12 protein-coding genes and 1 other RNA gene are annotated in these 13365 nt (G+C 46.1%); 2 read left to right on the plus strand and 11 right to left on the minus strand.

Annotated elements, in window-relative coordinates; genetic code table 11:
• The first annotated feature begins 65 nt into the window (after positions 1-65).
• A complete protein-coding gene (gene prmB / locus BLP80_RS05820) occupies positions 66-992 on the plus strand; it encodes a 50S ribosomal protein L3 N(5)-glutamine methyltransferase (protein ID WP_090541140.1) in 927 nt (308 codons plus the stop codon).
• Here prmB and rluB read toward each other — a convergent pair.
• From rluB to BLP80_RS05850, 6 genes are all read right to left on the minus strand, one after another.
• The gene (gene rluB, locus BLP80_RS05825; protein ID WP_090541143.1) at positions 984-1856 is read right to left on the minus strand and encodes a 23S rRNA pseudouridine(2605) synthase RluB; all 873 of its coding nucleotides are present in this window, start codon (positions 1854-1856) and stop codon (positions 984-986) included. The two genes, prmB and rluB, sit on opposite strands and share 9 nt — an antisense overlap.
• A 98-nt stretch (positions 1857-1954) precedes the next feature.
• Complete coding sequence (locus BLP80_RS05830) at positions 1955-2278, minus strand: YbaB/EbfC family nucleoid-associated protein (protein ID WP_176754286.1); 324 nt, start codon at positions 2276-2278, stop codon at positions 1955-1957.
• Positions 2279-2298: 20 nt separating this feature from the next.
• A complete protein-coding gene (gene dnaX, locus BLP80_RS05835; protein ID WP_090541301.1) occupies positions 2299-3903 on the minus strand; it encodes a DNA polymerase III subunit gamma/tau in 1605 nt (534 codons plus the stop codon).
• A 56-nt stretch (positions 3904-3959) separates the two neighbouring features.
• An RNA gene (gene ffs, locus BLP80_RS05840) (signal recognition particle sRNA small type) lies at positions 3960-4058 on the minus strand.
• Between the two features lie 388 nt (positions 4059-4446).
• Positions 4447-5757, minus strand: a complete 1311-nt coding sequence (locus tag BLP80_RS05845) for a lysine N(6)-hydroxylase/L-ornithine N(5)-oxygenase family protein (RefSeq protein WP_090541149.1) — start codon at positions 5755-5757, stop codon at positions 4447-4449.
• Between the two features lie 10 nt (positions 5758-5767).
• Entirely contained in the window at positions 5768-6820 is a 1053-nt protein-coding gene (locus BLP80_RS05850) for a GNAT family N-acetyltransferase (RefSeq protein ID WP_090541152.1), read from the minus strand.
• Positions 6821-7172: 352 nt separating this feature from the next.
• Here BLP80_RS05850 and BLP80_RS05855 point away from each other — a divergent pair, with 352 nt between their 5' ends.
• Complete coding sequence (locus BLP80_RS05855; RefSeq protein WP_090541155.1) at positions 7173-8843, plus strand: cyclic peptide export ABC transporter; 1671 nt, start codon at positions 7173-7175, stop codon at positions 8841-8843.
• A 445-nt stretch (positions 8844-9288) separates the two neighbouring features.
• Here the strand turns inward: BLP80_RS05855 and BLP80_RS05860 are convergent, their stop codons facing one another.
• The 5 genes from BLP80_RS05860 to BLP80_RS05880 form a co-directional block, all read right to left on the minus strand.
• Positions 9289-10779: a tyrosinase family protein gene (locus tag BLP80_RS05860; RefSeq protein ID WP_090541209.1), complete on the minus strand. Its 1491-nt coding sequence runs from the start codon at positions 10777-10779 to the stop codon at positions 9289-9291.
• Between the two features lie 32 nt (positions 10780-10811).
• Entirely contained in the window at positions 10812-11027 is a 216-nt protein-coding gene (locus BLP80_RS05865; RefSeq protein ID WP_090541212.1) for a hypothetical protein, read from the minus strand.
• A 126-nt stretch (positions 11028-11153) separates the two neighbouring features.
• Positions 11154-11630 carry a hypothetical protein gene (locus BLP80_RS05870; protein ID WP_090541215.1) on the minus strand — a complete coding sequence of 159 codons (477 nt, stop codon included), beginning with the start codon at positions 11628-11630 and terminating at the stop codon, positions 11154-11156.
• 176 nt (positions 11631-11806) lie between these two features.
• Positions 11807-12580 carry a Kazal-type serine protease inhibitor domain protein gene (locus tag BLP80_RS05875; protein WP_090541304.1) on the minus strand — a complete coding sequence of 258 codons (774 nt, stop codon included), beginning with the start codon at positions 12578-12580 and terminating at the stop codon, positions 11807-11809.
• Positions 12581-12770: 190 nt separating this feature from the next.
• On the minus strand, positions 12771-13253 hold the full coding sequence (locus tag BLP80_RS05880) for a Kazal-type serine protease inhibitor family protein (RefSeq protein ID WP_090541218.1): 483 nt from the start codon (positions 13251-13253) through the stop codon (positions 12771-12773).
• Positions 13254-13365 lie beyond the last annotated feature (112 nt).

Genomic DNA, 13365 nt, shown 5'->3' on the forward strand with positions numbered 1-13365 from the left:
TTGAGCATCAGCCTATCTTTTATGCTACATTCGTATCGCATGCAAATATTCTTCTATTGCCAGATATGGTGACTCCTTCCCAAGAACCCAGAATTCCAGTTACCGACTACGCCAGGAATGAGCTGCGCACACTGCGCGATCTGTTGCGTTTTGCCGTAAGCTATTTTAACCAAACCGGCTTGTTTTTTGGCCAGGGATTTCCCACGGCTTACGATGAAGCCGCTCATCTAATTTTACATGCACTACATCTTACGCCAGACCAATTAGATCTATTCCTGGACGCACACCTCACCCAGCCTGAACGCGATCAGATATTTCATTACATTGAACAGCGCGTAGCCGAAAAGATCCCAGCAGCTTATCTGACGAATGAAGCCTGGTTAGGTGACTTCAGTTTTTACGTCGACAAACGCGTTATCATCCCTCGATCGTTTATCGCTGAATTATTGCAAACTCGATTGGCACCCTGGATCAAGCATCCTGACGACATCCATTCTGCATTGGATCTGTGTACGGGTTCTGGCTGTCTGGCTGTATTACTGGCTCATGCGTTTGAGTATGCAAACATTGATGCAGTTGATATTTCAACTGAAGCATTGGAAGTCGCTCATAAAAATATAACTGGTTATGCCCTATCGCATACTATCAACCCTATTCACTCCGATCTATTTAGCGAATTAACTGGAAAACGCTATGATGTGATCATTAGCAATCCGCCCTATGTCAATGCCGAATCGATGGCAGCACTCCCTGAAGAGTTTCGCCATGAACCACACATTGCACTCTCAGGCGGTTCGGATGGATTGACCATAACACGTACAATACTCAACGAAGCTGCCAATTATCTGACTGAAGAAGGCCTATTGATCGTAGAAATTGGCCATAATCGCGATGCCCTTGAACAATCCTTCCCACGTATGCCTTTTACCTGGCTGGAAACAAGCGCAGGCGATCAATTTGTTTTCATGTTGAAGCGCAGCGATCTAATTTAACTTACTGTTTTTTCTTGCTATAGCACCAGAAGACGGAACACCATTAACCAACTCCAGCAAGTACTTGATTTCACTCTCATCCAGTTCGTGCCACATGCCGCGCCTCAATCTGGGAGATAGATTAATCGGGCCAAATCGTACACGAATTAATCGACTGACCACTAAGCCCAATGCTTCAAAAATACGTCTCACTTCCCGATTCCTGCCCTCTTTTAATATCACGTGATACCAACGATTGGTGCCCTCCCCTCCTTGTTCTGACAAATCACTGAATTTTGCCAGACCATCTTCCAGTTCAACACCTGCCAATAATTGGCTTTTTTGTTCCGGGGTCAGGCGACCAACAATTCTGACCGCATATTCACGTTCGATTTGAAAACGTGGGTGCATCAGCCGGTTTGCCAAAACACCGCTTGTGGTAAATATCAGTAATCCACTGGTATTGAAATCTAATCTACCAATAGCAATCCACCGCGATGATTTCAATTGCGGCAATTTATCAAAAACAGATGGACGCTTTTCGGGATCATGACGACTCACAATTTCACCTTCCGGTTTGTGATAGAGGATCACGCGTGGTAAACGCTCGCTGGTGTTGATCCGTATAATCCGTTTATTTACACGCACCAGATCTCTGGACCCCACCCGATCTCCCAATTTCGCGATCTTTCCATTGATACTGACCTGACCTGAGGCAATCAGGTCTTCCATCTCACGCCGGGAACCCAGACCGCTTTGCGCCAGCAACTTATGGAGCTTGTGGGTAACCATTAAATCAGGTTTGGCGGAAACACGGTTACTCATCGGTGCCAGAGTCTGCTTTTTCTTTGAATTTCTTGGATTGAGTGGTCGCTTGATGCGCATTTACTTTACTTCACAACGAGGATAATTTGAGAAGGCACTGAATACTGATAAACAGAATAAATAATCCTATGCTTAATTCGATACCATTGATCCGTTATTCAGAAAGGCAGTTTCATCCCTGGGGGCAAACCCAGTCCACCGGTCAAACCAGCCATTTTTTCCTGCGTGGTTGCCTCCACTCGACGCACAGCATCATTAACTGCCGCAGCAATCAAATCTTCCAGCATTTCTTTGTCATCACCCATCAAACTATTATCGATATTGATACGCTTGACATCATAGCGACAGGTCATCACAACTTTGACCATACCTGCTCCTGACTGACCCTCCACTTCTATCGTCGCCAACTGCTCTTGCATGGCTTTCATATTCTCCTGCATCTGCTGCGCCTGCTTCATCAAATTGCCTAAATTAGCTTTCATCATTATTTTGTCTCCATTATTCAATCTTCAATCGGTTTAATCGAAGAAACGATTAGTTTTGCATCAAAATTTTCTACCAATTCTCTTACAAAAGGATCGGCTTCAATTGCCGCAATCGTTTCAGACTGTTTTGCCTGTTTTTCACGATCCTGCATGACTGCTGACGTCATACCGGTAATACTGCCTATCGAAAATACGACTTTAACAGGTTTCTCAAAGTAGTGCTCTAACGCAGCTTTTAACTTATCCTGATAAGTTTTTTCTAACAAATATTTGTGTATTTCTGGCACACACAATTCAACCTGATCAGCCGAGAAATGCCTTGCCTCGCAATGTTGCGCCAGCATCTTCGCCATACCATTCAGTTTCAATTGATTTACGGCTGCCAGCCAGTCTTTATTGGGAGAACTAGAAACTTCGCTCTCTTTTTTCTGTATTGATCGACTGTTATCTTTAGCCTGATTCATCACTTGAACCGATTCCCGTGCGCTATTTCCATTCTCTCCAGAATTCTTAGAAATCTCCCCTGGAAACATCTGGTCGGGTATAAATGCCAGCATCCGCATCAATGTCATCGTGAAGCCAGCATATTCATCCGGCGCCAGATTCAAATCACTGCGCCCATGGAGTGCGATCTGGTAAAACAATTGAACATCTTCGGAGGTAAAACGCTTAGCCAAGGCAAATATTCGCTCACGTTCAGGCAATGTCTCATCAATCGCCTGGGGCGCGATTTGTGCTAATGCAAGACGATGAAGTATGGTTGCCAGATCTTGTAAAGCAGTATCAAACGATAAACTGCGCACCTCCATCTCATCAGCAATCAATAATATCTTCGCGCCATCTTTTTCAGCTAACGCTTCAAGCAAATCATAAAGATATTCCTGATCTATTACACCCAGCATGGCACGTACATCAGCTTCTTCAACAACACCATTACCATAGGCAATTGCTTGGTCGAGTAAACTCAGCGCATCTCGCATGCTACCTTGTGCAGCTCTTGCCAATAATCGCAAGGACGCAACATCCGATGTAACCTGCTCTTGAGACAATATGTTCTCTAAATGTGCTGCAATCAAAGGGGGAGGAATCTGCTTCAAATTGAACTGAAGGCAACGCGAGAGCACGGTGATAGGAATCTTCTGTGGGTCAGTAGTCGCCAGTATGAATTTGACATGTTCAGGAGGCTCTTCCAGAGTTTTGAGCATGGCATTAAAAGCCGCTCTGGAAAGCATGTGCACTTCATCAATCAGATACACCTTATAGCGGGCAGCAGTAGGGGCATAGCATGCGCTCTCCAGAAGCTCGCGCATGCTGTCAACTTGGGTATTGGATGCTGCGTCCAGTTCAACCAGATCAACAAAGCTTCCTTTATCAATAGCTACGCAAGCCGGACATTCTCCACAAGGCGTGGATGTCACGCCAGTTTCACAATTCAGTGCTTTGGCCAGGATTCTGGCAATCGTTGTTTTACCGACACCGCGTGTGCCCGTAAACAAGTATGCATGATGCAACCGATTCTGCTCAAGTGAATGGGTGATTGCTTTAACGATATGGTCTTGCCCAGCCAACTCAGAAAAGTTTCTTGGGCGCCATTTCCGAGCAAGAACTTGTGTTTGGGACACGATATTTGTCAAATGAAGGAAAAAGAGCAGATGATTATCAATAACCTATCTGTTAGGGTGGCGAGCCGAACCCCCGGCACTTGCAAAAAATAGCTGTGGCTGCTTCCTTCCGGATCTGACCAGGTTCACTACCCTGCAATGCGGGGAGGCCCGCCATAAGACAATTTTACATCAATCAGCGTTGCTGATTCGTAAATAACCATTACTCGGTCAAAACTCTTTCAAACTACTCAGAAGCGCATATCTATTCATTACTTCTGGTGCCAATGATCTCATTAAAAAGTCCTTTGCTGGATCCGCAAAGGACTCGAAAAATCCTGGAATCAGCTCCCGAATAACCAAGCCCGTATCCAGTGATTACAGGAGCTGGATTTAGCCGCAATCTTACACCAGTTCGCATCGGGATTGTGCGGTTTTTTTTGCAACATCTAAAAAAGAAGTTGAAATTTATAAAAAGAATCGCATTCTGTAGATCGATCGTTCTTCCGTGGTAGCTTGTAAAGATCTGTATGATTGAATCAATGACCGAAGTTAAGAGAAATTCTATCTAGAATAAACAAGCGCGGAAGATATCGCGCGCTTTGCTTGCACGGCGGTCGTTTGATTGGGTAAGCTCATGAGCGCCTGGGTTATTTCGCTCGTGCGTACCGCCGTCACTGACAACAAGGTATCGCTCAAACCATGACTTGATTCACAGGTACCTTGAAGAAAAACTGCTGGCTTGAAATGGGGTGTACTGCATAATCGATATTGACGATCCACAGTTAAATTATTGAAATAAGGAGTAAGCGGCGCTAATAAAGATTTATGGTGATCCCGGTTATAGCCCGTCGCAAGCACCACCGCATCATAGGTTATCGTTCGCTCACAATTTGTATTCAGATCATGCAAAACAAACTGAATGCCGTCAGGCCGAGAGATTGCTTTCCTGACTTCATGGCGCCGCAGAAAACGATGTCGCTCGATACCGGAAACTTTTTGCTGATAAAACACCTTAAAGATTTGCTCGATCAAAACCAGATCCGGTGCAGCATAGTTGGTATGCCAGAATTCATTGAGGATTTCAGTCCGTTGTTGATCAGAGCTATTGAAAACATAATCCGTGAAATCAGTATTGAAAATCTCATTGACGAAAGGGCTGTCATCTGATGGCTTGATGGAACGCGCACGCATAATCAAATCGACCTCAGTCGTATGAGAGCGATGATGCAAATCCATAAAAATTTCTGCTGCACTTTGCCCACCCCCTACTACCGCAATCTTGTTTGCATGAGCATGCTGTTGAATCTCCTTGAGATAGCTGTTTGAGTGGAACACACGCGAATCTCCTCTCAATGACGAAAAGCAATCTGGAATTCTCGGTTGGCCACCGATACTGATCACCAGATTGCGGGCCAGTCGCTCATGAATGACTTGTTCACGATCACGTGAACGTATGCGCAGCAGCACAATCTCATCACCATGTTTCTCTGGCAGCACCTCGATCACCTCTTCGCCATAAGCACAGCAATGATCGAAATGTGCTGCCGCCCATGCCAGATAATCATTGAACTCATGACGACTCGGAAAGAAAGTCTTGAGATTGATAAAATCCTGTAGCCGGTTCTTTTGGTGAAGATAATTGATAAACGTGAAATGACTCGATGGATTGCGCATTGTGGCCAGATCCTTGAGAAAAGAAACTTGCATATGCGCGTTATCCAACATCATGTTTACGTGCCAGGCAAAACTGGGCTGCCTCTCAATAAAAAATGACTCGACGCCGTAGCCAGCTTGTTTTTTTTCTTCGAGCGTAATGGCGAGTGCAATATTGGAGGGACCAAAGCCAATGCCGATCAAATCATAAATTTTCATGACGAAATCCTCAGGATAAAGAGACAGAATGGGGTGGCATCGTATTGCGCGGCACCCAGAGTTGTTCAGCAAAAAAGCGCTCTCGTAGCAACATGCCGAGCATGGCGCGTTTATGTGAAAAATCGAATTCCTTGAGATGGGCATAACCGCATTGTGCAAGATTCCGGATTATTTTGTGATTGTCAGCGCGGGGTTCAATGACGATACGCTGAGTTCTGTCATCATCAAGAAATAAATAATGGGAAATTGAGGGTAACCAGGCGGTCACGAAAGGTTTACCACGCAAATGGGGCTCTCCAATCAATACATGCCAGCCGCGATCAAAATCATACACATCGTAGTAAGGCGCAATCCGATCCTCCTTGGCCCAATATATTTCGAAATAGCCAAATGGTTCGTCATCCAGACAACCGATGAGGTTAATCACATGCGGGTCAGCCCGGATACCTTCGAGGTAGGTGCGATGCTTGGAGAGATCGCCCGTTTCTTGCCAGAACTCTGCTACCACGGGGTCATTCATCCAGCGATTGAAGCAACCGAGATCGGTATCAACATCAACTGTCCGAAGTGCCAAGGTACGGTCCAACCACGTGATATAACGCTGATAAACGATACCATTAGGCTTGGGCGGCCGCAGCGGGTGACGTCGCCCATGGCTGAAGGTAGAATAAATTGGGTACGCTTGAGATCGGGATGAAGAAAGCCATACTCTGGATTGCTGCCAGAAAAGCTCCACATAGACTACGTATCGGCCATCTTCCGTTTTAACCAGAGCGCCTGAATCGAATAACCCGGCAAGCTGTTTGGTTGGTGCAGACAAGTACAATTTCTTCTGGTGGGGATAGTTGACAAATGAAGCTTCCACTGCTGCCAGGAATTCGGTCGCTTCAGGTTGTTCTGAATAGGAATCGACCCATTCCAGCATTAGCTGATCAGATTGCTGGTATAAATGCCAAATCGTTGTCTTTTCATTTTCAACATCCTGTACCTTTAACGTTCTGCCTTCATAGATGACAAGATAGCGAGTTTGCTCTGGGTAAGATAATAAGCTCACTGGGAGCATCGACTGCTCCACTAATGACTCACAAGATTGATCATTTAATCGATATAGATTCATATGTCCCCAAAAAATTTTGATTTTGGTATTACCCTTATCTCACTGATTGAAGACGAATGAGAAGTATTGTTATTTATAAATTTTCTTCTCCATAAAATTTTTTCTGATTATCTGCTGACCATAGACAAGAAAATGAAATATGGCTATGTCGTTGATAAACAGCATTTAATTCCCTATCAGAAGAAGTGACCGGAGGGATAGCTCAGCCATTGAGGAATACTGAAGGCATTACTCCAGCAGAGTAAATATTTATGCTTGCTATTCGTCTCTCTTGATATACATTTTAAATAGGTAAACCATGCTGAAGTATCTTATTAAACAATCCAAGCCGCTGCTTTTGAGCGCATCGTTTGCCAGCATATTGCATGGTATTTGCAGCGTTCTGCTGCTTGCACAAATCAGTTCAGCGCTGACAGCGACAGAATCTGATCGCGAAGAGATGGCGCTCATTTTTGCGGGAACGGCGCTGTGTGTCATGCTCAGTTATATGATGGCGGCGATTTTATTCGAACGCTTAGGACAACGCGCCCATTCTGAGTTACGCAGCTTTATCGCGCAAAGAGTGATTGTGGCCGATTACCGGCAACTCGAACAACTTGGCGCTGCACGCATCCAGTCCGCCCTTTCCGAGCACTGCACCCGGGTGGCCGAATTTTTTGTGAGTTTTCCAGTTATTCTCACCAATGCCGTGGTCGTTGCCGGCTGTCTGGTTTACATGGCGTTGCTATCATGGCAAGTTTTCCTGCTCGCAATCCTCGTCATCGGTTTCGGTTCACTGGGATATCATCTTGCCCATCTGCGCGCTATCCGGCATCTGGATATTGCCGCCCAGGAGCAGGATAATCTATTTACCTATTTCCGCTCACTTACTGACGGCGCCAAGGAGTTACGCCTTAACCGGGATAAACGTACCACTTTTTACGATGATGTGCTCAAACAATCTATCGAGAAAGTACGTAAAGAACGAACCTTTGGTATGTCTGTTTTCGTAGCCTCGGCAAGTTGGGGTAATTTCTTGATTTACGCATTCATTGGCATGGTGCTGTTCCTGCTAGTCGGCGACGTGCCTGACCGAGCATTGATCATCACAGGTTATGCATTGGTTTTCGTTTATATGGTAGGGCCGCTCGAGGCGCTGCTATTAAATATCCCTCGCGCTAACCTTGCACAAGTATCAGCTGACCGGATCGATGAGATTACGCGCTTGATGTCCTCTTCCGAATCTCAAACAGAGAAAGCCGAGCTACCGCCGCTGCAATCTATCGTGTTACAGGGCGTGTTACACCGCTACTATCATGAGCAAAAAGATGAAATGTTTACGCTGGGACCAGTTGACTTGCAGTTCCATCCCGGAGAAATCACTTTTCTGATTGGGGGCAATGGCAGTGGTAAAACCACATTAGCAAAATTGCTTGTGGGACTCTATCCCCCGGAAGAAGGCAACATCACGCTCAATGGCGTCATCATCAATGATACCAATCGTGATAACTATAGACAGTTTTTTACGACCATTTTTTCTGATTTTCATCTTTTTGACCGATTGCTTGAAACAGGGCATGGCAAGGATCTCGATGAAAAAGGAAACCAGCTTTTAGCCAAACTCCATCTGCAAAACAAAGTAAAAGTCCAGAATGGCGCCTTTACCACACTGACCTTATCGCAAGGACAACGCAAACGTCTGGCTTTAGTGGTCGCTTACCTGGAAAACCGCCCCTTCCTGGTATTTGATGAATGGGCAGCGGACCAGGATCCAGCCTTTAAAGAGATTTTCTATTATGAGGTACTTCCCGAATTGCGCGCGATGGGTAAGGCAATCCTGGTCATTTCGCACGATGACCGTTATTTTCATTTAGCCGATCGTCTCATCCGCATGGAAAATGGCCGGTTACTCTTTGATCCTGTAAAATCGCCAGAGACTAACCCGAATATTTCACAAATTGACACGTGCCCTCACTTGTCTTTTGATTAATAAGAAAGATTTTGCTCAGTCGGGTGTATGAATCACTACACCCCTCCTTCTCAAAACTTCCCTATTAATCAAAATCCTGCGTGATCATCACGCGAATTTATGAAATATTCGGGCTAAAGTAAATACAGCCACGCCGGCCATAATAACAGCGAATAGTGTTCCTGATGTTATAGAAAACCCCACCGACTCCGCGATATCAGCTGATATCAGGATCATTCTTCAGCGTGCCATTGCAAAAAGCCCAGAAAAGAAATGAAAACATTCCATGAGGCTATGGTATCGATGGCGTAGCGTTATAGGATTGTTAGTCGCAGGGGCTGATGAGCGATTGGCAGCCCACTTCGCACTAATAACTGCTGATATCGACTTGGCGCGGGATGAGCCAATTGTCCCGCCATCATCCCGCGTCCTGGTTAAATATCCGGCTAGCCTGCCGGTTTCAGCATCATCCCCGAGTGACGTGGATGGAATAGGGTCCTGTCCCGAAAGGCGAGTAGTGCCTTATACGGACGAAATACTCACCAGGCGGGAGCTGGCGGCGAATCCGGGCATTGAAGGAAACTCCCTCATCGTCATTGCTAGCAATTTCCGGTATCTGGCTATTTGGTCCATGCAAACTCATAAAGGTATCCGTAGTCCCGCTCGTCTGAATAGTATAGGTATCTTCAGTTGTTATATTAAATCGGTACACATCGCTTTCATTTGCTGCAGAAATAGCCGCATTGATGCTTGCGCCATCTACAACGAGATCAGGGATGGGGGTGGGGGTGGGAGTGGGACTGGTACCAGCAGCGCGCACACCGACCGCATAATTTCCTGCTGCGCTCGCACTATAAAGGCGAATATGCAGATAGTAGGTTCCTGCCGAGAGATTCCGCGTGATTTGTGAATTAAGATTTTCGCCTGCATCATCATCTGAGGTCACTTCGATATTCGGATCATTGGGGCCAAAGAGGGTCATGAAAGTATCGGATGGCCCAGTAGTGTACATCGTATGCGGGCCGAAGGACGAGACTTCAAACCGGAATACGTCAATTTCTCCTGGTGTTCCGATATCAGCCGACGTTGGATTGGCTCCGACAACAATGAGCGGTATCTGTGGTTGAGGCTGAGGGGCCGCACCGTCATAGATAATACCCAGAGCATTACTGTCAAGAACATCAATCGGGCGCGAACCGATCCGCCCTGAAGGGGTGTTATTCATTGGATCGGTCAAGTTCTGTCCAAAAGGACCACCGCTTGTTGGCAGGTAGCCTTGATTCGGAAAGCGTAATTGCCACTCATGCCAGATCTTATCGACCATGCAATGATGCATGAAGAATACCGGATCATTCGGAGAGGTCATTGGCAGCATGGAGCCGCCAACCCAGACATGACCACGATTGTGGAGATTAGGACCCACCCAGCCTTCAAGTTGATTACGGAAACTTGGATTGCTGTTCATATTCCATGGAGGGACATCGTACGGCGTGACCGCTATGACTTGATTGATTTCCGCTTGAGTGGGTAAGGTTGGCAGGCCATTTTGACCAAATGCTCGCATAAGTGGGCCAGCTGGTAATCCGCTGGAATTGACGACTGTCCATTGACCGGCCCGGAATGGTCCGGTCCGGACGACTCCACCGGCATCTCCATCTCCTCCAAGTAAGTCATCATTCCACATGGAGGCATTGGCTCCTCCCGAAGGCCAGTTCCAATAGGGTATTCCGAGATTCGGGTTGCCTGAGACACGCTGCAGTTCCAGCTCGAGATCAAAAATAAAACGGCGGTGCCAGGGCAAGAAGGCAGGAGCCCGATGAATGGCGCTCATGATGGCATTTGCATGCCTGAGAACAAATTGGTCATAAATGCCTTCGGCTTTCAAAGCTACGATGGCGGCAACGAATTCTGCCCGTTCAGCAACCGTCAGGGTATTTGCATCTTTTCTGATAGCCATGAGAATTTCCTCCTTCTCTCAGTCTGTTTAGACTATTTTTTTACGTTGGAAAACTCAACAGTGTGCTGAGCAATTGCTCTTGCCAGTTCCAATAACGAATCATATTGGGTATAGGGTAGATATTTCGAAGACCACTTATTTTTTGCCTCATCATGCTCGTAATGAATTTCCTTTCCGTTAATCGACAGATTGATATCGTCTTTTATTTCAATATCGCAGCCTTCAAACATTTCTTTATGATGCGCCATACTGTGAACTCCCTTTTGAGTGATGAAAAATTGATCCGCCCTTTGCCTTTGTATAAAAAAGAGTTTCTACTGTGTTACTCACTACAATATTTTGACAAACCAGTAAAGGGGTAGCCATTTGCTGCCCTATTCATCCACCTCGCATTGCAGTTTCGAGGTAATGATATTTTCTGTATGACGTCCACGCTCACGAATCACGGCAGATATGTCAATAAAGTATCCATCCAGCCTGTCATAATTTAAATTGGCAAACCCAAGCGTTCTCGGAAAATCTGATGCCGTATCTGCCATCCCCGTTGTTTTTGTAGTCAGGAGCTCAAGGCTCATCGTTTCCTTAAAACGGGATACCTGATATCTCCCCGATTTTGTAACCTTCTCAACCATGAAACATCCCTCGTAGTGAGCCTTCAGTTTAAAAGCACCCTCTTTCGAAATAGTCAGCACCCCGGAATGAAGCGTGGGTATTCCTGTGCAACCATTTGTATCTGCTGATGCAATGTGGCAAGTCATATTCTTTAAATCGAAAGGTTCCTGTGACATTGCGGTGGAGCTCATCTCGACAAGAATCGCCATACCCATGAGAATCACAGCAATTGGTTTCATGGCGCCTTTCCTCGAGAACGCGCTGTGAGTGCGCAATGATTGCACTCCTTGCTATCAGCAGCATGCACACTCACTGCAATTTGTACAAATCCTCCAATTAAGTGCTTAACTCAACAAAACAGGAACCACCCCGCTGCTGCATTCCTTGCAGCAACTATTTTTACGCTTACTTGCGGTTATTTCACACAGATACCTGCACAATCAGCATCACCTTTAGTAGGGTCGCAATCATCTGAAGGATCATCCACACACTTCATGCCTTCAGGACATGGAAAACCGGCAATTCCTCCACACATTTGTTTTGGTTTCTGATCATAGTAAGCAGAGCTTCCCTTGGGTGGATAATCAATGCGTTTTCCTTCCCCCGGTTTGGTGAGCTCTGTTGGCCCCAGCTTAACGGTATCGTGCGCTTTTCGCGGCTCAATTGTTTCAACATCTATGGACTCAACCTCCCCGTCGGTATGCCGAGCGGTATATACGCTCACAACATCCAGTGGAACAGGGCTTTTCACAACCAGAAATCCTTCCAGGAAGGCGAAATCCACACAAACACCATCAATCGGACAAAAGTAGCCTGCAATGTCAAAGCAGTTTACTCCAACCGCCCCGTCTGGCTGGAGAACAATGCCCTTGAAAGGCGTAATATCGAAGGGACCTGGCTCGGAGCCAAGCTGTGTTGCAAGCGCCACCTTGGCTGCAATGGTAATTTTCTTATTGGTAGGGTTGTGAATATTGACGATTGTGCGGTAAGTGCCTCTCGCCAAGGTGCCATCCTGGTGCGCCAGCAACATCGAGCAAGCGACTTTTGCGGCATATTGATACTCGGTTTTGATCGTTTCTGGGTATTTCGCTGTTTCTGCCTGAGCGATTCGCTGGATGCCGATAAAGCCGAACCCGCACCATAGTCCAAGCAAAATGGAGAAAAACTTGATCGTATTGAGTTGTTTCATAACAGTCACCTCACTTAATTTTGCGCCCTCAATGGAAAGCGTTTTCTTGGCTGTATCGCATCCACGCGGGGCTAAGGCAGGCCACTTCATCTTGTTCAACTTGAAAAACAGAGCAGCCCTTCGCGTTAACTACAAAATATTTTTTGTACTTCAACAAATCATAATGATGCGATTAATCACGCAAACAAATTCAAACATCTCCCATCGGGTCCTGCTGGGTTGTGCATATCCCTGGGCAGTCTGCTCCTCCTTGAGTGGGGTCGCAGCTATCACTCGGATCATCAATGCAAGTCTGGTCTTCCGGACATTTGATTGCCGCAATGCCACCACACGCTTGAGGCTCTGCTGGCTTACATTCACCCGTGTGATCAATGGAAACCCCTGCTGCAGCTGCCTCACATGCATTACCATAGGTCTTGCCGTCGCAACCACAGACTGGATTGAATTCCCTTGTGCAAATCGTGGGTTTAGTCTTGCAGACACCTTGTGCATCAGCGACTTTGCATTGACCGATTCCAAGATCGCAGTACTGCTCATCAGGACATGTCAATCCCTGGATCGTGCCACATACCATTTCTGAAGGTTCAGGGGCTTGTGGTGGCTTGCTATCTTTGCAACCTACCAGCACAGAGGAAATAGAAAAAGCAACTAACAACGCGGTAAGTGCATTCATGATATTTAACCTCCTTCTTAATAAATAGATTGCTGATTTATCAAGTTATTTGCTTGATCAGCGCTTTCAACTTAAATCCACCACCCCAGAAGTTACTCTTTCTTGAAGAAAA

This window comes from Nitrosomonas sp. Nm132 (assembly GCF_900100485.1).
In the GTDB taxonomy this organism is placed as follows: Bacteria; Pseudomonadota; Gammaproteobacteria; order Burkholderiales; family Nitrosomonadaceae; genus Nitrosomonas.

Bases quoted from the DNA above. Each gene is read 5' to 3' on its own strand.
- prmB (WP_090541140.1), top strand. From the start codon at position 66: ATGGTGACTCCTTCCCAAGAACCCAGAATTCCAGTTACCGACTACGCC.
- rluB (WP_090541143.1), bottom strand. From the start codon at position 1,856: ATGCGCATCAAGCGACCACTCAATCCAAGAAATTCAAAGAAAAAGCAG.
- BLP80_RS05830 (WP_176754286.1), bottom strand. From the start codon at position 2,278: ATGAAAGCTAATTTAGGCAATTTGATGAAGCAGGCGCAGCAGATGCAG.
- BLP80_RS05845 (WP_090541149.1), bottom strand. From the start codon at position 5,757: ATGAAAATTTATGATTTGATCGGCATTGGCTTTGGTCCCTCCAATATT.
- BLP80_RS05850 (WP_090541152.1), bottom strand. From the start codon at position 6,820: ATGCTCCCAGTGAGCTTATTATCTTACCCAGAGCAAACTCGCTATCTT.
- BLP80_RS05855 (WP_090541155.1), top strand. From the start codon at position 7,173: ATGCTGAAGTATCTTATTAAACAATCCAAGCCGCTGCTTTTGAGCGCA.
- BLP80_RS05860 (WP_090541209.1), bottom strand. From the start codon at position 10,779: ATGGCTATCAGAAAAGATGCAAATACCCTGACGGTTGCTGAACGGGCA.
- BLP80_RS05865 (WP_090541212.1), bottom strand. From the start codon at position 11,027: ATGGCGCATCATAAAGAAATGTTTGAAGGCTGCGATATTGAAATAAAA.
- BLP80_RS05870 (WP_090541215.1), bottom strand. From the start codon at position 11,630: ATGAAACCAATTGCTGTGATTCTCATGGGTATGGCGATTCTTGTCGAG.
- BLP80_RS05875 (WP_090541304.1), bottom strand. From the start codon at position 12,580: ATGAAACAACTCAATACGATCAAGTTTTTCTCCATTTTGCTTGGACTA.
- BLP80_RS05880 (WP_090541218.1), bottom strand. From the start codon at position 13,253: ATGAATGCACTTACCGCGTTGTTAGTTGCTTTTTCTATTTCCTCTGTG.